The 24,391-nt window shown below is 52.1% G+C and carries 16 protein-coding genes; 14 read left to right on the plus strand and 2 right to left on the minus strand.

All coding sequences use genetic code 11. The features are described from left to right. The first annotated feature begins 225 nt into the window (after positions 1-225). The 10 genes from KM934_RS06330 (at position 226) to KM934_RS06375 (ending at position 12,576) form a co-directional block, all read left to right on the plus strand. Positions 226-795 (plus strand): hypothetical protein, encoded by a 570-nt coding sequence (locus KM934_RS06330; protein WP_215759782.1) that lies wholly within the window; start codon positions 226-228, stop codon positions 793-795. A 234-nt stretch (positions 796-1,029) separates the two neighbouring features. Then, the gene (locus KM934_RS06335; protein ID WP_215759783.1) at positions 1,030-1,251 is read left to right on the plus strand and encodes a DUF2795 domain-containing protein; all 222 of its coding nucleotides are present in this window, start codon (positions 1,030-1,032) and stop codon (positions 1,249-1,251) included. A gap of 126 nt (positions 1,252-1,377) precedes the next feature. Next, complete coding sequence (locus KM934_RS06340) at positions 1,378-2,331, plus strand: PorP/SprF family type IX secretion system membrane protein (protein WP_215759784.1); 954 nt, start codon at positions 1,378-1,380, stop codon at positions 2,329-2,331. A 70-nt stretch (positions 2,332-2,401) separates the two neighbouring features. After that, positions 2,402-3,847 (plus strand): T9SS ring complex lipoprotein PorK/GldK, encoded by a 1,446-nt coding sequence (gene porK / locus KM934_RS06345; RefSeq protein WP_215759785.1) that lies wholly within the window; start codon positions 2,402-2,404, stop codon positions 3,845-3,847. Positions 3,848-3,852: 5 nt separating this feature from the next. Continuing rightward, a complete protein-coding gene (porL, locus tag KM934_RS06350; protein WP_215759786.1) occupies positions 3,853-4,788 on the plus strand; it encodes a type IX secretion system motor protein PorL/GldL in 936 nt (311 codons plus the stop codon). A gap of 58 nt (positions 4,789-4,846) precedes the next feature. After that, positions 4,847-6,403, plus strand: a complete 1,557-nt coding sequence (porM, locus tag KM934_RS06355; protein WP_215759787.1) for a type IX secretion system motor protein PorM/GldM — start codon at positions 4,847-4,849, stop codon at positions 6,401-6,403. 64 nt (positions 6,404-6,467) lie between these two features. Next, entirely contained in the window at positions 6,468-7,520 is a 1,053-nt protein-coding gene (gene porN / locus KM934_RS06360; protein ID WP_215759788.1) for a type IX secretion system ring subunit PorN/GldN, read from the plus strand. A 47-nt stretch (positions 7,521-7,567) separates the two neighbouring features. Next, a complete protein-coding gene (locus KM934_RS06365; protein WP_215759789.1) occupies positions 7,568-8,194 on the plus strand; it encodes a porin family protein in 627 nt (208 codons plus the stop codon). Between the two features lie 312 nt (positions 8,195-8,506). Beyond that, positions 8,507-10,759 (plus strand): replication restart helicase PriA, encoded by a 2,253-nt coding sequence (priA, locus tag KM934_RS06370; protein WP_215759790.1) that lies wholly within the window; start codon positions 8,507-8,509, stop codon positions 10,757-10,759. A 140-nt stretch (positions 10,760-10,899) separates the two neighbouring features. Beyond that, a complete protein-coding gene (locus KM934_RS06375) occupies positions 10,900-12,576 on the plus strand; it encodes an OmpP1/FadL family transporter (RefSeq protein ID WP_252344919.1) in 1,677 nt (558 codons plus the stop codon). 153 nt (positions 12,577-12,729) lie between these two features. Here KM934_RS06375 and KM934_RS06380 read toward each other — a convergent pair whose 3' ends face one another. Continuing rightward, the gene (locus KM934_RS06380; protein WP_215759791.1) at positions 12,730-13,632 is read right to left on the minus strand and encodes a DUF5030 domain-containing protein; all 903 of its coding nucleotides are present in this window, start codon (positions 13,630-13,632) and stop codon (positions 12,730-12,732) included. Position 13,633: 1 nt separating this feature from the next. Beyond that, on the minus strand, positions 13,634-14,542 hold the full coding sequence (locus KM934_RS06385; RefSeq protein ID WP_215759792.1) for a DUF5030 domain-containing protein: 909 nt from the start codon (positions 14,540-14,542) through the stop codon (positions 13,634-13,636). An 851-nt stretch (positions 14,543-15,393) separates the two neighbouring features. On the opposite strand from KM934_RS06385, the gene KM934_RS06390 reads away from it, so the two are divergent. The 4 genes from KM934_RS06390 to KM934_RS06405 all read left to right on the plus strand — a co-directional run bounded on the left by KM934_RS06390 (position 15,394) and on the right by KM934_RS06405 (position 24,385). Beyond that, positions 15,394-16,236: a DUF3737 family protein gene (locus KM934_RS06390; protein ID WP_215759793.1), complete on the plus strand. Its 843-nt coding sequence runs from the start codon at positions 15,394-15,396 to the stop codon at positions 16,234-16,236. Further along, positions 16,236-17,405 carry a MalY/PatB family protein gene (locus tag KM934_RS06395; RefSeq protein WP_215759794.1) on the plus strand — a complete coding sequence of 390 codons (1,170 nt, stop codon included), beginning with the start codon at positions 16,236-16,238 and terminating at the stop codon, positions 17,403-17,405. The genes KM934_RS06390 and KM934_RS06395 overlap by 1 nt, the downstream gene beginning before the upstream one ends. A 668-nt stretch (positions 17,406-18,073) precedes the next feature. After that, positions 18,074-20,962 carry a fasciclin domain-containing protein gene (locus KM934_RS06400; RefSeq protein ID WP_215759795.1) on the plus strand — a complete coding sequence of 963 codons (2,889 nt, stop codon included), beginning with the start codon at positions 18,074-18,076 and terminating at the stop codon, positions 20,960-20,962. Positions 20,963-20,977: 15 nt separating this feature from the next. Beyond that, positions 20,978-24,385, plus strand: a complete 3,408-nt coding sequence (locus KM934_RS06405; protein ID WP_215759796.1) for a SusC/RagA family TonB-linked outer membrane protein — start codon at positions 20,978-20,980, stop codon at positions 24,383-24,385. The last annotated feature ends 6 nt before the right edge of the window (positions 24,386-24,391 follow it).

A 24,391-nucleotide genomic window follows, 5' to 3' on the forward strand; every position in this document is an offset into this window, starting at 1 on the left:
CGAGGATTCTAACGAGTCTTCGGGCTTTTTGCTTGTTGTAGGACGTAGGGCTCTTTTCTCTTTGTGTGGTATTTGGCCTTATGCTTGTTTCAAGGTGTAGTGACTATTATCGATACAGGATTCTCGTGGTGGCTCCTTCACCTTTTCGTTGGGATTCACGCTTCTCTTACTTAATTGTTAATAGGCCCTTGTCAGGGCTATCTCTACCTCACTTAGTTCTTACTTATGAAACTGTTTTCAAGCATCAAACGATCTATTTGTCGTATCCTTAGGAAGCCAAGAACTTATGGTTTTGGCGTTCAGTCGCCTTTTGCCTATAATTTTGTTAGGAATGTTGCTGATGGTAAGGACGCTTTCTTGCTTGATGACTTTATATCTAAAGATGGTTTAGCATTAGAGCAATATCCTTTGCGCTTGTATTCTTTGCTCGCTCGTCTTTCTGCATATATTTGTTCTGAGCGATGCTATGTGGCCTGTGATTTGCTTTCTGAGACAATTGAGGTCGTTTTGCAGGCTGGTTATCATCAGGTGAAATGCGAACATGAGCTTGGTGATGCTAATCGTTTTTGCCTTGTCTCAGCCCAGTTCACTGATTGGGATAGATTGCTAAACCACATGGCTGATGATGGGATGCTGGTAGTTGTGGGGCTGCGTAGCAATCGTCAATGTTATGAGGGCTGGAAAGCGTTACTTGCTGATGATCGTACTTGTGTTTCGTTTGACCTTTACGATGCGGGCGTTGTGTTTTTTGACCATAAGATGTTTAAGCGTTCCTATCGCTGCAATTATCGCTGATCGTTTTGCTCATTGGACTATTGAGAGGGCTTGCCTTATATCTAATCATTTGTTGAGTTGGCTTGCTTTTGGGGCGTGTTTTGTGTCAATTTGCCTGTATTTAAGTTGCGTTTCCTTAAAAAGTAATTCATTATCCGTGATATTATGAAAATTCACATCGAATTATTTGGTTTTCAGCAAAAATTGCTTATTTTTGCGTTCATAAATTAAGAATGACGTAAAAACTTTTAGAACATGTATTGGACACTCGACTTGGCCTCGAAGCTTGAAGATGCTCCCTGGCCTGCTACAAAAGAAGAACTCATTGACTATGCCACGCGTTCAGGCGCCCCTGCTGAGGTGCTGGAGAATCTGCAGGAGATTGAGGACGAGGGTGATGTTTATGAGAGTATCGAAGATATTTGGCCCGATTATCCTACAAAGGACGATTTCCTTTGGAACGAGGATGAATATTGATGTTGGCTGATGGTTTCGCTTTGCGAATCATGCTAATCTCATGTTTCCTCTGATTCATACGATTTAGCGATAAAGCCGTTCCTCTTTTGGGAAGAACGGCTTTATCGTACAATAAACGATTCACTTTTGCGTTATCTGATTGTGTTTAAACGCTTTTTTATAGTCATCATCGCACTGACCTTTGGCGCTGTTCAGCTGAAGGCGCAATACGATCCGTCTTTCAGTCATTATTTTGATATGGAGACGTCGTTTAACCCAGGTGCTGCGGGTAAGCAACCGAAACTCAATGTTACGGCTGCTTATGCCCTCGATATGGTCGGTTTTGAGCATAACCCGCAAACGGCTTATGCTTCGGCAGACATGCCTTTCTATGCGATGAAAACCTATCATGGTGCCGGTTTGGTGTTTATGAACGATAAGCTCGGATTGTTTACACATCAGAAGTTGGCGCTTCAGTACGCTCTAAAGTTTAAGTTGTTGGGCGGGCAGATGAGCATGGGTGTGCAGGCTGGTTTCCTTAATGAATCGTTTGATGGAAGTAAGATTGACGTTGAGGACTCGAGCGACCCGGCTTTTACCACGTCGGAAGTGTCGGGCAATGCGCTCGATTTGGGCTTCGGTCTTTATTATATAAATAAGGATTGGTACGCTGGCTTATCAGCCCAACATCTCACGGCTCCCCTTGTCACACTTGGTGAGACCAACGAATTTCAGATTGATCGCACGTATTATTTGACGGGTGGATACAATATTCGGTTAAGGAATCCGTTTTTAACAATAAAGCCATCAGTGTTTGTCAGAACGGACACAAAGGCCTTACGGGCCGATGTGACAGGGCGTCTGGTCTATCATTACGATCAGAAAATGATGTATGGAGGACTGAGTTACAGTCCGTCCAATTCAGTTACCCTATTGGTTGGCGGTAGTTTTCATGGCATAGTCTTGGGCTATAGTTACGAGTTCTATACGTCGGCCATCAATCCGGGCAATGGAAGTCATGAGTTGTTCGTAGGTTATCAGCACGACATTAACCTGACAAAGAAAGGCCGCAACCTGCACAAGAGCATCCGTATTCTGTAAGATGCAACAGAGCATGGGAGGATGGTTCTCTGGTGGACATTAATCATTGAAGAAGGAACAATAAGTCAAGATGAGAAAACATATCATTATCGCATTGAGCTTGTTGGCGGGAGTGTTCGCGCTGACAGGCTGTTTCAGTGCCAAGACGGCTTCGACGTCTGGACGAGGTGGTGAGGTGGTCGGCGTTGCTGGAAAGGCCTTTACCGAGCCCACGCCTTATGGCATGACGCGCATCAATCGTGGCTTCCTGAAGATGGGACTGGACAAGCAGGATAGTCTGTGGGGAAAGTCAACGCCTCGTAAGGACATCTCTGTGGATGGTTTCTGGATGGACGAGACGGAGGTCACCAATTCACAATACAAGCAGTTTGTCATGTGGGTTCGCGACAGCATCCTCCGCACCCGTTTGGCCGATCCTTCATATGGTGGCGACGAGAGTTACATGATTACGGAAGACAAGAATGGCGACCCTGTCACTCCTCATCTCAACTGGAACAAACGCTTGCCGCGTAAGCCCAGTGAGGACGAGTTGCGTGCCATCGAGAGCCTCTATGTCACCAATCCTGTGACGGGCGAGAAACTGCTCGATTGGAGCCAAATGAACTATAAGTACGAGGTGTACGACTATGTAACCGCTGCTTTGCGCCGTAATCGCATGAACCCAGAGCAGCGCAACCTCAACACTGATGTGGTGGTCGATCCCAACGAGACGGTCATGATCAGTAAGGACACCGCTTATGTGGACGACGAGGGACGCATTGTGCGTGAAACCATCAATCGACCCTTGTCGGGACCATGGGACTTCCTCAACACTTACATCGTCAACATTTATCCTGATACCACATGTTGGGTCAACGATTTCAAGAATTCAGAAAACGAGACCTACCTTCGCAATTACTTCTCCAACCCAGCCTACAACGACTATCCTGTTGTGGGTGTTACGTGGGAGCAGGCCAATGCTTTCTGCGCCTGGCGTACCGATTACCTGTTGAAGGGACTCGGTCCTGAGGCGCGTTACATCCAGCGTTATCGCTTGCCGACCGAGGCCGAGTGGGAGTATGCCGCACGCGGTCGAGAGCAGACGGAGTTCCCTTGGGAGAACACCGACGTGGCCAATGGCAATGGTTGCTTCTACGCCAACTTCAAGCCCGACCGTGGCAACTATACCAAGGATGGCAACCTCATCACAAGTAAGGTTGGGGCTTACTCGGCCAATTCCAATGGCCTTTACGACATGGCGGGCAACGTGGCCGAATGGACCAGCACCGTCTATACCGAGGCTGGCGTGGACGCCATGAACGACCTCAACCCGCAGTTGGAGTATAAGGCTGCCAAGGAAGACCCTTACAAGTTGAAGAAGAAGAGTGTGCGTGGCGGATCATGGAAAGATCCAGAGAGTTACATCCGCAGTGCATGGCGCACTTGGGAATATCAGAACCAACCCCGTAGCTACATCGGTTTCCGTTGTGTACGCTCGTTGGCTAATTCAACAACAGGAAAACAGAAAAAGAGATAATCATTATGGCTAATCATAGTAAATACAATCTGGTGTATCGTTTGCAGAAGTGGATTGATACCGTTGATGGTCAAACCTTTCTCAACTACGCCTATAGCTGGGGTGCCTCTGTCGTTATCCTTGGAGCCCTTTTTAAGTTGACGCACCTTCCCCTTGCCAATATCATGCTGTTCATCGGTATGGGCACTGAGGTGTTTGTGTTCTTCATCTCTGCCTTCGACCGTCCGTTCGACAAGACAGCCGACGGCCGTGATCTGCCCACCCATATGACGGAAGAGTATCTTGCCAGTGGCAAGGTCACCTATAGCCGTGGCGAGCAGCAGGCCGCTGAGGAGTTGGCGGAGGAGCAATCTCGCATGGACGGAGCCGCTGTGGCGAGTGCCCAAGGTGGTTCCACCGTTATCTTTGCGGGCGGATCCGCTGGCCAGTCGTCACAGGCCGCATCAGCGTCGGTCGCAGGCCAACCCTTGGACGAGGAGCAATTGCAAGCAGTCCAGGCTGCCGCGGCAGGAGTGGCAGGCGCTACTGTTGTTGGCACTCCCAACTACGTGCCGCAGATGTCGGCCGAGGATGCAGAGAAACTCAATGAGGCTCAGAGTAGCTATGTGGATGAGTTGAAGGAGCTTGTCGAGACCTTGAAGAAGGTCAACGAGCAGAGTGCCCGTCTCACCCGCGACAGCGAGGAAATGGAGAATCTCAACCGTACGCTTACTGGCATTAGCAGAGTCTATGAGATGCAGCTTAAGGGCGCCAGCCAGCAGATTGGCACCATCGACCAGATTAACGACCAGACACGCCGCATGGCTCAGCAGATCGAGCAGCTCAACCAGATCTATGCTCGTATGATTGAGGCCATGACGGTTAACATGCGCGCTGCCGCCCCGGGAGCATCTGTTGCAGGAGCCCCTTCCTCAGTCTCGTCACCGTCCAGCCAGCTCTAAGCTCTGCTACCAACGGTAGCGATGCCTTGCAGGCTGATTCCTATTAAAACAATAAAACATGGCAATAAAGAAAAGACCGGTCACTCCCCGCCAGAAGATGATTAACTTGATGTATATCGTCTTGATGGCCATGCTTGCTTTGAACATCTCAACCGAGGTGCTCAACGGCTTTTCCATCGTGGAGGAGAGCTTGAACCGCACCACAGCCAATACCTCTTCTGAGAACGAGGCCATCTATGGCGATTTCAAAGACCAGATGGCGGCCAACCCAGAGAAGGTGCGCGCTTGGTTTGAGAAGGCCACTGAGGTTAAACGCATGAGCGACTCGCTTTACAACTTCGCGCAGGAGTTGAAGGTGGCTATCGTCAAGGAGGCCGATGGTCCCAAGGGCGACGTGCTCCATATAGAGAACACCGACAATCTCGATGCTGCGGGCACCGTTATGCTGGCTCCCATCACAGGTAAGGGTCAGAAGTTGTACGATGCCATCAACTCTTACCGTGAGCGCATCCTTACCTATATCGCCGATCCTCAGCAACGTAAGATCATCTCAAGCAACCTGTCAACTGCCGTTCCGAAGCGCCCCAACACATTGGGCAAGAACTGGCAGGAATATATGTTCGAGAATATGCCTGTGGCGGCAGCTGTCACCCTTCTGTCTAAGTTGCAGAATGATGTGCGCTACGCCGAGGGCGACGTGCTCCACACCTTGGTGTCGAATGTCGACTTGAAGGATATTCGCGTCAACAAGTTGGAAGCGTTTGTCGTTCCCGAGAAAACGACGCTCTATCCGGGTGAGCGCTTTATGGCCAACATCGTCATGGCCGCCATCGACTCCACCCAACATCCTGAGATTTATGTCAACGGCAGCCGGGTCAACTCTCCCAATGGCCAATACTCGTTCACCGCGGGCGGTGTAGGCGAGCACCAGTTTAGTGGTTACATCCTGATGCGCAACGCCGCTGGCGACATCCTTCGCCGCAACTTCCTGCAGAAGTACAACGTTATCCCCGTTCCCGGTGGTGCCACGGTGGCTGCCGACCTGATGAACGTGCTCTATGCGGGCTACGATAACCCGATGAGCGTTAGTGTTCCTGGCGTCCCCCAGAACTCCGTCTCTATGACCATGACCGGTGGTCGCCTGGTGTCGAAGGGAGCTGGTAAGTATGTTGCCATTCCCACGGCTGTGGGTCACGATGTTACGTTCCACATCACCGCCCGTGATGGCGGTAAGGTTCGCACGTTCCCTGCGTTCACGTTCAAGGTTCGTAAGTTGCCCGATCCTACGCCTTACATCGCTTTGGGCACCGACCGTTTCAAGGGCGGCAACCTTTCGAAGGCCAGTCTGATAGGCTCCTCACACCTGAGCGCCGCCATGGACGACGGCATTCTCGACATCCAGTTCCACGTGCTTGGCTTCTCGGTTGTTTTCTACGACAACATGGGCAACGCCGTTCAGATGGCCTCGCAGGGCAATAACTTCACTGACCGCATGCGAGAGCAGTTCCGCCGCCTGAGCCGCAACAAGCGTTTCTACATCACCGAAATCAAGGCCAAAGGTCCCGACGGCATCACCCGTTCACTGCCTGGTGCCATGGAGGTGAAGGTTAAGTAAACGCCTGCTTCTTTCGAACCCATAACCCATATCATACGAACATTCAAATCAGACCATACAAACCATGAGAAGACTGATATTCATCATCATGATAGGATGCTTCTGCATGGCCGCCCAGGCGCAGCCCGAAGCGCGTCGGCAGCAGCAACAGGCACAGGCCGCCAAGAAGTCTAATGCCAACAAAATGACCACTCGTGCCCAGATATCCTTCCCCACGGAGGCCAAGATGGCGGAGGATGTGGTGTGGCGACGCGACGTTTATCGTGAACTTGACCTCAACGACGACGCCAATGCCGGACTTTATTACCCCACAGAGCCTGTGGGCACCCAGATGAACCTGTTCACCTACCTCTTCAAGCTCATCATGGCTGGTCCGCGCCATGGTGGAATAGCCGCCTACAGCTACGATGTGAACAGCGGCAATGAGCGGTTCGATGAGAGCCTACGCATCCAGCCTTTGAAGTTCCTCGACGATTACCACATCTTCTACGAGCGTGGCGATCGCGGCGTTCATATTGACGATAGCGATATTCCCTCTGCCGAGGTCAAGGGCTATTTCATCAAGGAGAGCGCTTACTTCGACCAGGTGTCGGCCACCTTCCACACCAAGGTGCAAGCTATCTGCCCTGTGATGTACCGCGAGGATGACTTTGGCGATGGCGTTACCAAGTACCCGCTCTTTTGGGTGAAGTACGACGACTTGGCGCCGTTCCTCTCCAAGCAGACCATCATGACGAGCAACCTGAACAACGCCGCCACCATGTCGCTCGACGACTACTTCACCACCAATGCCTATCGTGGTAAGATTTACAAGACCACCAACATGCTCGGCAAGACACTGGCGCAAGTGGCTGGAGGCGACACAGCCAAGTTGTCGCGTGAGCAGAGTCGTATAGAGAAAGAGATTGAGCGCTTTGAGCAAAACGTGTGGGGCGACAAGGCCCGCAAGGACTCGGTCGATTCCATTGCCAAACTCGACAAGAAGCAACTGAAGGCTGTTAAGAACAAGAGCAAGAACCGCCGCACCACGCAGACCACAGTGAAGCGCACCCGTCGTTCTTCATCGCCGTCAACGTCCAGTGCCGCCCGCGTCACCGTGCGCCGTCAGCGCCATTGATGCTTATCACCCATCGTTACAACCAATAATCATCAATAATCCGATTTATGAAAAAGATTTTCGCAACCCTCGTGCTGTCTGCGCTCATGGCTCTTCCGCTGAGCGCCCAGGTGAAGTTTGGTCTCAAGGGAGGCCTTAACGTGACCGATATGTCGCTTTCGAGCGAGGTGTTCGACGCCTCTAACCGCACAGGTTTCTTCATTGGTCCGACCGTGAAGGTTTCTTTGCCGCTCACAGGTCTTGCCATCGACGGTTCGTTGCTTTACGACTTCCGTTCAGCCAAGGTAGACAATGAGTTGAACGAGACCAAGACCATCAAGCAGCAGCAATTGGCTATCCCCATCAACCTGCGTTATGGCGTGGGTCTTGGCAGCGTTGCCAGCGTGTTCCTCTTCGCCGGTCCTCAGGTAGGCTTCAATGTCGGTGAGACCGATTTCAACTGGAAGGACACCAGCAACTATTCGTTGAAGAAGTCAAACTTCAGTGTCAACGTAGGTATGGGTGTCTCTCTGCTCACACACCTGCAGCTCACCGCCAACTACAACATTGCTTGTGGCAAGACCGCCGACGTCACATTGGTCAAGGCAGCTTCCGACGCTTTGGGTCAGGTGGCTGGCACCCAGTCACGAAGCCGCAACAACTCTTGGCAGGTTGGCTTGGCTTATTTCTTCTAATCCAAGCAGCCAACTCATAACGACTGGTCTCCGCATCTGGTAACCGGCCGTCCCTATCGCCTCCTTCCTGCTGTGGAAGGAGGCTTTTTCGTTTATGGTGTAGGGCGAGTGTTTTTTTTCTCGTATGCTTTTGTTTCGGTCGGTCATGGGCATTGGGGTTAGTATCGAAAGTTCTATTTGTGGTTAATAAATGTTCAAAAGCATAGCGTTTCCTTGTTGTTGAGCGATAATTCCATTATCTTTGCGCATCCAAGGCCCATCAAGCATATTCTTTTCCATTTGATGGGCCATGGGCCTTTAATCATCGGAACCATGCATTACGTAGATGTCATCCTTCCTGTGCCGCTCGACGGCACGTTCACTTATACCATCGACGACGCCCAAGCGCTTCGTTGTGGGGTTGGCATGCGCGTATTGGTTCCCTTTGGCGCCAGCAAGACCTATGCGGGAGTGGTGACACGTGTCCATGACGAGGCCCCCGACCTCCCTCCTGAGAAGGTGAAGGGCGTGTTGGCGCTCATGGATGATACGCCCGTGGTGCTGCCCTTGCAACTTCGCTTATGGCGCTGGATAGCTGATTATTATATGTGCACGCTTGGCGATGTGTATGGCGCGGCTCTTCCCGCAGGACTGAAGGCCGACTCGCAGTATCGCCCGAAGATGGAGACCTGCGTGGCCTTGGCCAAGCAGTTTGCCTCGCCTGAAGGCCAAAAGGTGGCGCTTGAGATGTTGCGCCGCTCCTCCAAGCAACTTGAGGTTTACCAGACCTACCTCCAGTTGGCGGCCGCCGATCCATCGGCCTTGCTCACTCGCGAGGCTTTGTTGAATGTCGCCCACGCCACCTCGGCTATCTTTTCCAATCTCGTCAAGCGTGGCATCTTCACCACGTTTGAGCACGAGGTGGGGCGACTCAACCATGCCCTTGAGCCCCATCTTGAGCGTGCCGCCCAACTCAGTGCCGCCCAGGGCGACGCTTACAACCAGATACGCATGCAGTGGATGCAACATCCCGTGGTGCTGCTTCACGGCGTTACGTCGAGTGGCAAGACCGAGGTCTACATCCATCTCATCCTGCAGGCCCTCGCTGAGGGCAAGCAGGTGCTCTACCTCCTTCCTGAGATAGCCCTTACGGTGCAGATCACCCAGCGCCTGCAGCGCATCTTTGGCAACCGCCTGGGCATCTACCACTCGCGTTATAGCGATGCCGAGCGTGTGGAGATATGGCGCAAGCAACTCTCCGCCGATCCTTACGACATCATCCTGGGAGCCCGCAGTGCCGTGTTCCTGCCTTTCCAACGCTTAGGCTTGGTCATCGTCGACGAGGAACACGAGAACTCCTATAAGCAGCAAGACCCAGCCCCACGCTACCATGCCCGCTCGGCTGCCATCGTCCTGGCGCACATGTGTGGGGCCAAGACGCTTCTGGGTACGGCCACCCCGTCGGCCGAGAGCTACCACAATGCTCTCACGGGGAAGTATGGCATGGTTCGCCTCACCACCCGTTTCCGTGATGTACAGTTGCCCGAGATCCATGTGGTCGACGTCAAGGACCTACGCCATCGCAAGATGATGCGCGGCCCGTTCTCGCCCACGCTTCTGGCAGCCATGCGCGATGCGCTCTCCGCCGGTCGTCAGGTTATCCTCTTCCAGAACCGTCGCGGCTTTGCGCCCATGCTCGAGTGTCGGGTGTGTGGGTGGGTGCCCAAGTGTAAGAACTGCGACGTGTCGCTCACGTTCCACAAGCGTCTCAACCTCCTGACGTGCCATTACTGTGGCGCCACCTATGCCGTGCCCCCCATCTGTCCCAATTGCGAGAACCCGCACATCAGTGGTCGTGGTTATGGCACCGAGAACATTGAGGACCAGATACGCGACATCTTCCCCGAGGCACGGGTGGCACGCATGGACCTCGACACCACCCATACGCGCAACGCCTACGAGCGGCTCATCACCGATTTCTCCATGGGCAAGACCGATGTGCTCATTGGTACGCAGATGGTGTCGAAGGGCCTCGACTTCGGCAGGGTGAGTGTGGTGGGCATCCTCGACGCCGACTCGATGCTCAACTATCCTGATTTCCGCGCTTACGAGCATGCTTTCATGATGATGAGTCAGGTGAGTGGGCGTGCTGGGCGCCGTGGCGACCGTGGTCTGGTCATCCTTCAGACCCGCAGTCCGCAGTTGCCGGTGGTCCAACAGGTGGTTTCCAACGATTGCGACACGTTCTACCACGACCTCTTTGTTGAGCGTGAGTTGTTCCATTATCCGCCGTTCACCCATTTGGTTTATGTCTTCTTGCGCCACAAGCAGGAGGCGGTGGTAGAGGCGGCGGCCCTCGAGATGGGGGCACTATTGCGCCGTTCGCTGGCCGATCGTGTGCTGGGCCCCGACAAACCCTCAGTGGCGCGTGTGAAGCAACTCTGCATCCGCAAGCTCGTTATCAAACTTGGTCAAGACGTCGACCTCCGACAGGTGCGCCTCTTCTTGCAACAAACACGTCAGCAACTGCTCTCGCTAAAGAGCTATTCCACCGTGCAAATATTCTTCGACGTAGACCCCCAATAATGTTCGTTTTCCTGCACAAATCAAATTCTTTGTGCAGGAAAGTTTGTCTAAAGTGTTAATACATCTTAATAATCCTTCCTCGTAAGTCTCTATATTGCACAATTGAAATAACTTTGCGCAAAATTTTTAAGGAATTTAAGATGAATAAGTTAAAATTGGCAATTGCCGCGATGGCAATGTTGACCATTCAGAATGCGCACGCTGGTGGCATTCTTACCAACACCAACCAGAGCATTCAGTTTCTTCGCAACCCCGCTCGCGATGCCGCCATTGGCATCGACGGTGTGTATTTTAACCCCGCCGGTGTTGCGTTTCTCAGCGAAGGACTCCATTTATCACTCAACCTGCAGAACGCCACTCAGACGCGTTCTGTGACAGGCATCTTCGCCCCGTTTGTCTTTGGCGCCAAGAACGAGAGCACCACGAAGACTTTCAAGGGTGAGGCCAACGCTCCTGTCCTTCCCACCATCCAGGCAGCTTACAACAAGGACAACTGGAGCTTCCAGTTTGGCTTTGGCATTTTGGGCGGCGGTGGCAAGTGTATCTTCAAGAACGGCTTGCCTTCGTTCGAGAGCACTGTGGCCATGTTGCCCCTGCTGTCGCAGAACCTCGACGCCGTCACCAATAAGTTGGGCCTGGGCTCGCTGGGTCTTCCTGCCGTCGACTCTTACGACATGGACACCTACATGCGTGGTCGCCAGTATTACTTCGGCTTCACGTTTGGTGCCGCATATAAGTTCAATGAGCACTGGTCGGCCTATGGTGGCTTGCGCATGCTCTATGGCAACAGCAACTATTATGGCTACGTTAGCAATATCAAGGCTCGTTTCGCTGGCTCTAACGAGTATGTGAACGCTTCCGAGACTTTCCTCGGTCAGTCGTCGCAGGCTTATGAGGCCGTGGGTCGTTACACCGCCGCCGCTCAGTATGCCGCCCAGAAAGGCGATATGGCAGGAGCCCAGGCCGCTCAGGCCAAGGCTCAGGAGTATGCCGTGAAGGCCGCCATGCTCGGTGCGCTGGGCAATGCCACACAGGATGTTCGCCTTAACTGCGACCAGACTGGCTGGGGTGTGGCACCGATCTTGGGTGTCGACTATAAGGTGGGCGACTTCAATTTCGCCGCCAAGTATGAGTTCAAAACCCGCATGCGCCTGAAGAACAAGGCTGCCAACAGCGAGAGCGCACGCAACCTTGAGATTCTCGACCGTTGGGCCGATAAGGAGAATGTGCCTGAGGATTCGCCCGCGCTGCTCACGCTGGGTGCCCGTTGGAGCGTCATCCCCTCGCTTCGCCTCAATGCCGGTTGGCACCACTATTTCGACAAGGACGCTCATCAGTATAAGAACCATCAGAAGAGTTTGGGCGGCAACACCAATGAGTTCCTCTTTGGTGCCGAGTACGACGTGTCGAAGATGGTGGAGGTCAGCGCCGGTGTGCAGAAGACCAACTATAAGATGACTGGCGACTACATGGAGGATGTCAGCTTTGTGGTGAACAGCTATAGCTACGGCTTTGGCTTCGGCGTTCACCTCAATAAGAAGATGACGCTCAATGTGGCCTACTTCCAGACCAACTATAGCGACTTCACCGCAGCCTCTAACAACTACAACGATTTGGCCAACCTCACGGGTACCATCGTGAAGGGTATGGCTACGCGGCTTGGCCAGAGCGACGAGGTGGCTGCCGGTGCCGCCGAGGAGATCAAGAACATGCTCACCACGCCCGTTACTGAGGACGGAAAGAGCCTGCTCTATGGCAAGAACACCTTCACCCGCACCAACCACGTGTTTGGTTTGGGCTTGAACATCGATTTCTAAGCATACAGCTTAGTGGGTGCGGTGCACTGCCTCACCAACCAAAAGTTTTATAAATGCTAAAGCGCAACCGTTCCCGATGGATGGTTGCGCTTTAGCATTTTTTTGTGGTCCCATTGGTCCGTCTTCGCCCTCGGTCGTTAAGGCATCCTGTTGTTAAGGCTTTCTGTTGTTGATGTCCATGTAGTCTTCCACGAGCCAGCCGCACCGGTTGACCGTCACGCGGTAATAGCGCCCCAGCAGGATGCGCCCGTCAGAGGTGTAATAAGGCTTGAATGTTTGGTAAGGAAATTTTTCCACAAACCAGTTGAATGATAGCAAATAGATCCCTACAGGAGGATTGGGCTTTTCTGGCAACAGCAATTCGGCTTCGTATTTAGGGTAATGCCTGCCATCCTTGTCACGCTTTTCATAGACCAACACGGAGAAGGTGCATTCCGGACTGTCCTGCTTGAATGTGCCATCCAGTTGTAAGATTGTGCCCATCAGTTTGGCTCCGCTTGCGATGCTGTCGCTCCACACCCCGTTGTGCTTCTTCATGGTTTGCTGCGCATAGCTAAAGTAATCGGCTCCCCCACCATAGGGCGTCCCGCAGTGGGCGATGAGTTTTCCTTTCTGGAAAGCCTCGTAGGTGGGGTAGGGTGAGACGATGAACCCCATGTAGTTTTGTGGGTTGTGGAGAAGCAATGCGGCACCCGTGAGCGGACGCTTCTCGTTTTTGCGGTTGTAGAGCTCCTCTGGTTGCGTTCCCTCCGGCCATATCTTGAGCACAAGCGACTTGTCGCCTGGTGTCTCGATGGAGTCGAAGCCCACGTAGGGCGACTTGTACCCAGGCTTGTCGTGGTTTTCAAGGAAGGCGGCTTTCATTTCGTCCACCGTCACCGTATCTCGGAAAAATTTCCATTCTGCCACGGTAAGGTCTGTATTGGAAATGCATTTATACTCACTCCATGTGTTTTCAAGGTCCATCTTACACCAGTCCCATTGCGCATGGCAGAAGGAGCCGTGCAGTCCCATGAAGGCCAAGAGCAATATCGTTTTTTTCATCATTGTCTTCATGCTATCGTTTTTTCTTGTTGATGACCATGTAGTCTTCCACGAGCCAACCACACTTGTTGACCGTTACGCGGTAGTAGCGTGCAGGCAGTATGCGGAAGTCGGTGGTGTAATAGGGCCTGAAGGTGCCCTGTGGCAGTTTTTCCACGAATTGTTTCATCCATAGGAAATCCCTCCGTGTTACGTCATCAGGATCGTTGGGCTCCAGCAGGGCGACGTCGTAACCTTTCTGCGCCCCAGGTTTTTCATACAGCAATACGGAGAAGGTTCGCTCTGGCCTGTTGGGCTGTGGCGGCTCATCCTTGCCCATCAAGATTCCCATCATGAGGGTTCCTCCCCTGAGATGGCCCTCCCATGTGCCGTCGAGATATCCGATCACCCGTTGCGCCTGGCTGAAGAAACTGGCTTCGCCCCACATGATGACGCCTTCGCGCCCCATGATACGCCCTTTGTCGAAGGTCTCCAAGAGAGGTTGGGGTGAGACCACATATCCCATGTAGTGCTGCGGGTATCGGAGGAAGACGAGGTCGCCATCAAGCAGCTTGGCTTCCTCCTTCGTCTTGTTTGGATTCATGTAGAATCTCTTCAGGGGCAAGCCTTTCGCCTTGGGGCGCACCAGGTTGAGCAAGTTGCCACGAAAGCTGAAGATGGAATCGTGCCCACTATAGGGCGAGAAGTTGAAAGGCTTGTCTTTGTTGGTTCGAAAGGCTGCCTTCATCTCGTCTATGGTGATCGTGTCCCTAAAATATTTTTCCCTCAGCAGATACAGGTCGTCCTTCGACCGGTATTGGTATGTCTGCCACTCCTTGTTCAGATTATAGTTCAACCATTCGCCATCCTTCTGTAACTGTGCATAGCAGGTTGCAAACGGCCATAGGGCGAGAAGCAGAACGATGGTTACTCCTTTCTTCATGGTATTCTTGCTTTTGGGTTCTAAGTAGATTGCGTTGGTGCGCTACCGTTCATAGCGCACAGGGTTACTTTGCGAAGATATTAAAAAAATGGATAACTTCCAAACGATGAAGCCCTTTTGTGTTCTTTTGCGAAAAACGTGCCTGCGACGTAGGCCACCCATGTGCATCTGTATGCACTTGCCTGGTTGCCGATGATGCTCCATTGTTCAAATCTTTGGTGTGAAAGTTGTGTTGCGTTTATCGGTGAAATAGGTCGCGATAACCAATTTTTTTTGAGATGAAACCCTCCACGGTCGTTCTTGGTTTCGGGAAAGATGCCTAATCGAGTTGCGAAAGCTAAGCCATCGAGTCTCCATCGGGCGTCTTTCGTGTTGCGGTTAGGCGTCTTTCGTCCCTCGATTAGGCATGTTTCGCAATGAAAAATGTGAAACTTGAAGTGACAAAACGGCCGTTCGGATTGTAAGTGCCTAATGGTCAGGTTGTTGCGAATCTTTTGTGAGAATCGCATATTTGCGCCAAATCATTTGTTGGTGGAAAAGAAACATGTAGTTTTCACTATAGTTTGTTGCATATTTTCCGACCCCATGCGCATTGCGCCGCTGTCCCTGCCGCATGGTGCGGTCGCCCGTTGGGGAGTTCTTGGGATTAAGGAACCATTTTCCCCACTGGGCTTTTTAGGTTTTTTATATGCCCATCCCTTTCAACTTGTGCCTAAAAATGTTATCTTTGCGAAACATAGCCCCAGTGTCGCCGTATGAGGCGGGCGATGGAGTAGGAGCGCTTGCGCCTCGGTCTGGCACGCTCTTTGTTATGTCATATTAGCATATTCACGATTTAACGATTTCATATTATGGATTCTATTCACGACCGTACGTTCGGAGGAGAGCGCCCGCTCTTCGGAGCCCACGATGTGGTGCTCGAGAATATAACGATTACCGATGGTGAGTCGGGCATCAAGTGTTGTCACGATATCGAGTGCCGCGACTCTAAGTTTTATGGCAAATACCCTTGGTGGCACGTCGACCGTAGCTTGATCACCAGTTGCTATTTTGCCGCCGGCAGTCGCTCGGCCATTTGGTATAGCAGCCACATGGTGATGCGCAACTGTGTGATCGATGGCCCTAAGTTCTTCCGCGAGATGAAGCATCTGGAGCTCGAGAATGTAAAGATCAATGATGCTGATGAGACCTTCTGGCGTGTTGATGGACTGAAGTTGAAGAATGTGGAGCTGCATCAAGGAACCTATCCTTTTATGTTCTCTAAAAATATTTACGTTGATGGACTTGTTTCCGACGCCATGTACGTGTTCCAGTATTGCGAGAATGTGGAGATCCACAACGCTAAGATCACTACCAAAGACTCGTTCTGGGAGTGCAACAACGTAACCGTTTACGACTCAGAGCTTGACGGCGAGTATTTGGCTTGGCATTCCAAGAACATTAAGTTGGTGCGCTGCCATATCATGGGTGAGCAGCCCCTGTGCTATATGGATGGCGTTACGTTGGAAGACTGTACGTTTGATGAGGCTTGCGACCGCGTTTTTGAGGACAGCAAGCGCATCGATGCCGTCATTACCGGTGCCATCACCGAGGTGAAGAATCCTATTAGCGGACGCATCGTGGCCGACAAGGTGGGCAAGATAACCTATAACGAGTTTGCCAAGTCGCGTGAGTGCCAGATAGGGGAAAGATAATGAAAAACTACGACTTTTCGAAGGTCATCGACCGTCGGCACAGTGGTTCCGTCAAGTGGGATCACTTTGCCGATGACGAGGTGTTGCCCCTGTGGGTGGCTGACATGGATTTTCAAGCAGCGCCCGCTATCCAGGAAGCGCTCAGGCGACGTGTGGACCATGGCGTTTTTGGCTATGCCCAGGTCGACGATGGCTATTACGATGCCATTATCTCTTGGCAGCAGCGACGCCATCAGTGGACGGTCGATCGCTCGTCTATTCTCTACACCACGGGTGTGGTGCCCGCCGCCAGTTGCGCCATCAAGGCCCTGACGCTCCCCGGCGAGAAGGTGCTTGTGATGACTCCCGTTTACAACTGCTTCTTTTCGTCCATTCGCAACCAGGGCTGCGGCATTGCCGAAAGTGCGCTCAAACGAGATGGCGACAGCTATGTTGTGGATTGGGACCACTTTGAGCGCCAGTGCCAAGACGAGAAAGTAACCGTTTTCCTGCTTTGCAACCCTCATAATCCTGCCGGACGGGTGTGGACGCAAGAGGAGCTGCGCCGCATGGGGGCCATTTGTGCGGAAAACCATGTGCGCGTCATTAGCGACGAGATCCATTGCGAACTGGTGATGCCCGGACACACGTTTGTGCCGTTTGCCGCCGTTTGCGAGCAAAACCAGCGCAACAGTGTTACGTTGTGCTCGCCCTCCAAGTCGTTTAACATCGCTGGCTTGCAAAACGCCTATGTCATTTGCTCCGATGAGGAGATGCGCCGCCGTGTAGACCGAGTGATCAACATCTTTGAGGTGTGCGACGTAAACCCCTTTGGCATTGAGGCGTTGAAGGCCGCATATAACGAGAGTGAGGAGTGGATCGACGACCTATGCCAGTATGTCTGGGACAACTATCTGTGTCTCAAGGAGTTTGTGGCTTGTCGGTTGCCCAAGGTGAGCGTATGCCGACTGGAGGGCACCTATTTGGCTTGGTTGGACATTCGCCAGTTGGGGCTTACAAGCGATGAGGCCACACAGCGCTTGCTGCATGACGGCAAGGTGTTTGTTAGCAGTGGAACGCTCTATGGCCAGCGCGACGGCGATGGCTATCTGCGCATCAACTTAGCCTGCCCCCGAGCTACCTTGGAAGAGGGCTTGAAGCGCATCGAAAAAGTGCTCGCTTATATATAAGGTACGCGCGTACCTTTTATTATTGTACCCTCCTCAGCCGATGGAGCTTTCGTTGCTCCTTCGAAAATGGGTGGGTTTATGTGGGTTCATCCGGTATTTGTAGCTACGTAGGTCGCGCGAAAGTGTTAGCGTGTGTCCTTGGTCGTTGCAATTGCCGGATGAATCGATTCTCCGCCAGCTCATCGGTTTCGTTCCATTCCAAGTAAGCCGTTTTGCGGCAGGATGCCCCATTTCCCCCTGCTGCGACCCGTTTTTTTGTGGATCATCCGACATTTTGGAGTGAAAAATAACACACGTGAGTATTTACGCTCAGACGCGGTAACAACGAATTTCCCGAATTAACGAATTGATATAATCGTTTTACGATTACCAATTTGAACGAATTAAGCTAACGCAATTTGGAAAAATTCGAAAATTCGAGAAATTCGTTGTTACGCCGTCTGAGGCTAAATTAACTATTCGTTGTGAAAGCCGTCTGAGGCCAGAGCTATTAGATGTGATGCGCACTTCAAATCACTCCAAATGTCGGATGAGCCTTTTTTGTGCTAAAAGTAGAAATTTTAGCGTTTTCTTAAAACTTTTTAGGTTTTCTGTGCGGAAAAGGCCTTCGTATTTCGTATTCATTAAGGAATATTCAAAAAGTTATATAACAATAAAACCTTTAATGTATGAACTACCGCTTTTCTGAACTGGCCAGAAAGATAGCAATGTCTCTCTGTTTAGCAGCTTTGGTGGGAGGATTTACAGCATGTCATGACGACTATGACCTCGACGACCCCGGGAACTACCCGAGTTGGTTGGGCCAGAGCATCTATGACGAGTTGAAAAATCCCAACCCCGAGCATCTGACCGGTACCTTTACTAATTACTTGCGTCTCATTGACGACCTCGGTTACACCGAGACGTTGGAGAAAACCGGTTCGAAGACCGTTTTCCCTGCCAATGACGAGGCTTTTGCGCGTTTCTTCGCCAATAACGATTGGGGAGTGAAGAAGTATGAGGATTTGTCTGAAGCACAGAAGAAACTGTTGCTCTACAACTCCATGCTCGACAACGCCATCCTCGTTGAGATGATGTCGAACGTTCCTGACCAGAACACCAGCGTTACCGCCGGTGTGGCCATGAAGCACCAGACGGGTGTGAACGTCATCGACACCATTACCCACTTCTACGGTGCTTCGGAGTTGCCCCGCAACAACGAATACTGGACTAAGTTCTATAAGAGTGGTGTAGACCTCGTCATGGACGCTACCCGTCCGATGATGGTTCACTTCACCGCTGAGCAGTTGACCGCCAACAACATCACAACGATGGGCGCCAACAGCGACTTCGCCGTGGTGACTGGTACCGAGTACAACGACTCGATCAATACGGCTTACATCTTCCGTAACCGTATCATCAGCCCTGACATCACCTGTAAGAACGGTTACATCCATCAGATGGAGAACCTGATCGTGCCGCCGGGCAACCTCGCCGAAATGTTGCGCACCAATGGTGAGACCAACATCTTCAGCCGTATGCTCGACCGCTTCAGCGCTCCGTTCTACAGTGCGCCGCTTACCAACACCTACAACGACTGGGCTATTGTCAATGGTGTCGCCTTGAAGGACTCTATCTTCGAGAAGCGTTACTTCAGCAATCGCTCGCAGGGTGGACTTATCTTGAAGGTCGATCCTAACAACAAGACGCTGAGCACAGACGAGCTGCTGCCCTTCGACCCGGGATGGAACCAGTATTATCCCGACCGCGTGACAAGTTCGCTGAGCGATGTGGCCGCTATGTTCGTTCCTACGGATAGCGCCATGAAGCAGTATTTCTTGCCGGGTGGCTCAGGATCGTTCCTCATCGACCAGTTTGGTAAGAAGCCCAACACGGTCGCCAACCTCATGGAGAACATCGACTCCATTCCTAAGAACATCGTGCAGGCTTTCGTCTCTATGCTGATGAAGCCGCAGTTCGTGGCTACCGTGCCCAGCAAGTTCGACAATGTGATGGACGACTCGCAGGATCCGCTCGGCATTACGCTCAACGACCTCAACCGCACAAAGGATGGTAAGTACGACGTGAAGATCGCCAACAATGGTGTGGCTTACATGACCAACAAGGTGTTCGCCCCCAACCGCTATGTGGCTGTCTCGGCTCCTGCACTGCTCACCGATAACATGCGCGTCATGAACTGGGGTATTCAGGATCAGTCGGTGCTCGGCTTGAACTACTACGCTTACTTGCTCGCCATGGATGCCAACTACGCGTTCTTCATCCCGACCGACGAGGCGTTCGACTTCTACTATGTCGACCCCGTGTATCTCCGTCGCTCACCGCGCGTGCTCCACTTCTACTATCGTAGCGACAAGTCGCCGTACATGTTCTGCTCGCAGTTCGACTATAATCCTTCTACAGGTACGATCGGTCGCGACTCTGTGCAGCTGTCGTCATCGGCTTATCGTTCACAGTTCATCGATATCCTGAACACCCACACCGTCATCCTGAAGGCTGGCGAGAAGTTGGGCTCTAACCACTATTACAAGACAAAGAATGGTGGTGCCATCTATGTGTCTGGTGGTGAGAAGGGTTGCGTGGTGGCCAGTGGCGCTCAGATCGATGGTATCAACATCAATGGTTCTGAGATGCGCCCCGAGAACCTGAAGTATACTCCTAAGATCACAAAGGTCTACAACCAGAAGAACGGTACATCGTATGCGATCGACCGCGTCATCCAGATGCCTATGAAGTCGGTGTATGCTACGTTGGCAAGCGAAAGCAACTTCTCTGAGTTCTACAATCTCTGCTCTGAGGACCGTGTGCAGCTTGGCCTGTTCGCTGGCATCAGCAACAAGACCTCTAACACGCAGCCGATCGCCCCGATACGCCAGTTCACCACCTTCATCGACGCTGGTGGTTTCCATGGTCTGGATCAGGACGTTAGCTACTTCAGTGGTTACAACTATACCGTGTATGCTCCTGATAACAAGGCTATTAAGATAGCCCATGAGGAAAAGGGCCTGCCCACATGGGACGACGTGAAGGCTGTGGCTCAGCCTTGGCTCAACGCGACGACGGGCGAGTATGAGCCTGATGAGACCGAGGCGTGCAAGCTGGCTCAGGCCAAGGTGTACGCCATGATCGAGACCATCAGCGACTTCATCCGTTACCACTTCCAGGACAACTCAGTGTATGCTGACAATCATGTGGAGGGTGGAACCTACTACACTGCCAACACCGATACGCTCGGTATCGCAGCCAAGCTGACGGTGCGGGATGGCAGCAACGGTGAGTTCAAGGTGCACGACGAAAGCGGTCAGTCTGTGACAGTGAGTGCCAACAACGGCACCAAGGTCAACCTGATGACTCGCGACTATGTGTTCAACAACACTGCCGTCAACGCCACACAGCTTCTTTCTTCTTCATTCGCAGTGGTCCACGAGATCAGCACGGCGCTTAACACCCACGCCAGCGGTCGTTACGACGACTTGTGGAGCTCGGCCAAGGCTAAGCGTAAGCTCATCGGTCACCAAAAGGCTGGACTGAAGAGGCTTGCAAGAATGTATAGGAAATAACACACAAAAGAGATTATGAAAACAAATAAGATAAAATATCTGCTTCTCGTGCTCTTTACCATGGTGTCTACCTTCGCCATGGCTCAGGGAACACGTGTCTCGGGTACCGTTAGCGATGCCATGGGACCTATCATGGGAGCAAACGTCACCGAGCGTGATGCCAGCCAGCGTATTATCTCTGCAGTTGTGACCGATATCAACGGTAACTTCTCGATGGAAATCAAGAACACGAACAACAAGCTGCAGATCTCTTACGTAGGTTGCAAGACCCAGAAATTGCCTATCGGGTCGAGAACAACTTTCGATGTCGTGCTGGAGGACCAGAACGTCATCAAGGAGGTAGTCATCAAGGCTAAGAGAAAGTTCAACAACGGTGGTCTGTCCATCCCTGAGAACGAGGTCTCTATGGCTACTCAGAACTTTAACATGGATGAGGTGGAGGGTCTGTCCTTCACATCTGCCGATGAGGCCCTGCAGGGTCAGATCGCTGGTCTCGATATCGTGGCCAACTCTGGTAACCTGGGATCAGGTACTTCTATGCGTCTGCGTGGTGTTACATCTATCAATGGCTCGGCTGAGCCGCTGATCGTTGTCGACGACCAGATCTTCGACAACCCCGACGCCAACTTCGACTTCACCAACGCCAACGAGGAGACTTACGCCTCGCTGCTCTCGGTCAACCCGTCGGATATCCAGAGCATCGACATCCTGAAGGATGCTGCCGCTACTGCCGTTTGGGGTTCACGTGGTGCTAACGGTGTTATCTCCATCCACACAAAGCGTGGTAGCCGTGGTAACACACGCGTCGACTACTCGCTCCGTGTGCAGACCTCTTGGCAGCCAAAGGGTTACAACCTGCTGAATGGTGACGACTACACCATGATGCTGAAGGAGATGTACTACAACCCCAGCCAGAATCCTTCCGCTACGACCAATATCAATGAGATCAACTACAACCGCTCATGGGCTGAGTTTGAGAACTGGAACAACAACACCGACTGGGTGGACGCTGTGCAGCAGACGGGTATCAGCCAGTATCACTACCTCACCATCTCGGGTGGTGGTGAGAAGGCCAACTTCCGTATCTCTGCCGGTTACGACCATCAGAACGGTACCATCATTGAGCAGACCCTCGACCGTTTCTCTACGAAGCTCGCACTCGACTACTTCGTGAGCGACCGTATCACGTTCCGTGTCACATTCCCGTTGACCTACACCGACAACCATCGCAACTACGACGATAACATCCTCGGTCGCGCCCAGAAGATGAGCCCGAACATGAGTATCTATCGTCAGGACGCTCAGGGTAACGACACCAACGAGTTCTACACCATGCTGCCGGGCGGTGCCAATGGCGCTGGCTCATCTGTGGCTGGTACTTCTTCTTACGAGCTGCGTGCTATCCGTGGCTTGGGTAACCCTGTTGCCATCGCTCGCCAGGCATGGCGCGATGAGAAGACCTATCGTATCTCTCCTGAGTTCCGTGTCGACTACGACCTCCTCGGTACCGACGACTCTAAGACGCGTCTGCGTTACACCGGTTCGGTTTACATGGATATCTACTCTTCAAGCACGCCTAAGTACTGGCCTGGATCGCTCGTCGTTCCTTCGTCTCTTTCCGACCAGGCTTGGATTAACAGCAGCTACAACTGTACCAATGAGAGCGATTTCAACTCACTGAGCATCAACACAAAGCACACACTGACCTTCACTCCGCACTTCAAGAACGAGGATTGGTTTGCTACGATGATGCTGCGTGGTGAGCTCAACACGGGTAACAACAACAACCAGTCGGTGATTTCTTACAACAACCCAAACGGTATCCACTCGTCAACGACCAACACTCGTCCTGGTGGAATGGGTACAAGCAACGGTCAGTGGCGTTCTATGTCAGCGCTCTATAGCGGTCACCTTTCTTATAAGGGTCGCTACGCTGTCGACTTCTCTCTGCGTGCCGATGGTACAACCAAGTTCGGTGACTCTAAGAAGTGGGGTTACTTCCCCGGTCTCTCTGGTCGTTGGAACATCTCCGACGAGCCCTTCATGAAGTTTGCCAAGTCATGGCTCTCTATGCTGTCGTTCCGTCCCTCTTGGGGTATCGTGGGTAACCAGCCGGGCTCAGAGTACTTGCAGTATGCCCGTTACGCAGTTAGCAATAATGGATATGGTCAGGCCGACTTTGATAATGTTATCTACCTCGAGGGCTTGCAGCTCAACAAGTTGCAGTGGGAGCGCACCACACAGATCAACCTCGGTGCCGACTTCGGCTTCTTCAATGGTCTGGTTGAGGGTGACTTCAACTACTACTACAAGAAGACTCGCAACCTGCTGATGAGCAATGTGTCGATTCCTTCTTCTACCGGTTTCTCAAGCCTCGCTTACACCAACGTGGGCGATATGGAGAACAAGGGATGGGAGTTCAATGTGGCTCTTAACAAGTTCGTGCGCATCGGTAAGTTCTCTATGGACGCCAACTTCAACATCTCTCAGAACTTCAATAAGATTCTCGAGATGGACCAGAGCGTCTTGGAGAGCATCAACTCTGACTGGGATGCCACAGCACGTGGCACTTACCTGAACCGCATCCAGGTGGGCAACCCGCTCGGTTCTATCTATGGTCTGCGCTATAAGGGCGTTTACCAGTATAGCTACGAGTATCTTGAGAACATGAAGGATCGCAATGGTTGGAGCGGCGAGCAGTTCCGCAACTACATCAACAACGAGTTCCTCGCCAGCGGCAAGACCGCTCCTATCGCCATCGACGATGAGGGCCATGTGTTGATGAACTCTTCAGGTCTGCCCATCCGTCAGGTGTACAACTTCAACGACGGTTCTTCTACTTATAAGTTCCAGGGTGGTGACGCCATCTACGAGGATGTGAACCACGACGGTCAGATCAACTCGCTCGATATCGTTTACCTCGGTAACTCTAACCCGAAGTGGCAGGGCGGTTTCGGCTTCAAGTTCAACTATGGTGACTGGAGCCTCAAGACCTCGTTCACCTATCGTGCTGGTATCGACGTTGTTAACAGCGCCAAGATGAACCTTGAGCGTATGTTCGACGCTTACAACCAGAGCTCGGCAGTTAACTATCGTTGGCGCAAGAACGGTGATGTTACCTACATCCCACGCGCTATGTATGATACGGGTTACAACTTCCTCGGTAGCGACCGCTATGTGGAGGATGCCTCTTTCGTACGTTTGAGCTATGTGCAGCTGGTTTACAACTTCAACAAGAAGATGCTTCAGAAGATCGGTCTCCGTCGTCTGCAGGTCAGCGTGTCAGGTCAGAACCTCCTCTGCTGGTCGAAGTATAGCGGAACGGATCCTGAGCACTCGGCAGGAGCATGGGGTATTGCCTACGATAACTCGCAGACTCCGAGAAGTAAGTCAGTGACATTGAATCTTAATGTAGGTTTCTAAAAACAG

Origin of the sequence: Hallella faecis, assembly GCF_018789675.1 — a bacterium.
In the GTDB taxonomy this organism is placed as follows: Bacteria; Bacteroidota; Bacteroidia; order Bacteroidales; family Bacteroidaceae; genus Prevotella; species Prevotella faecis.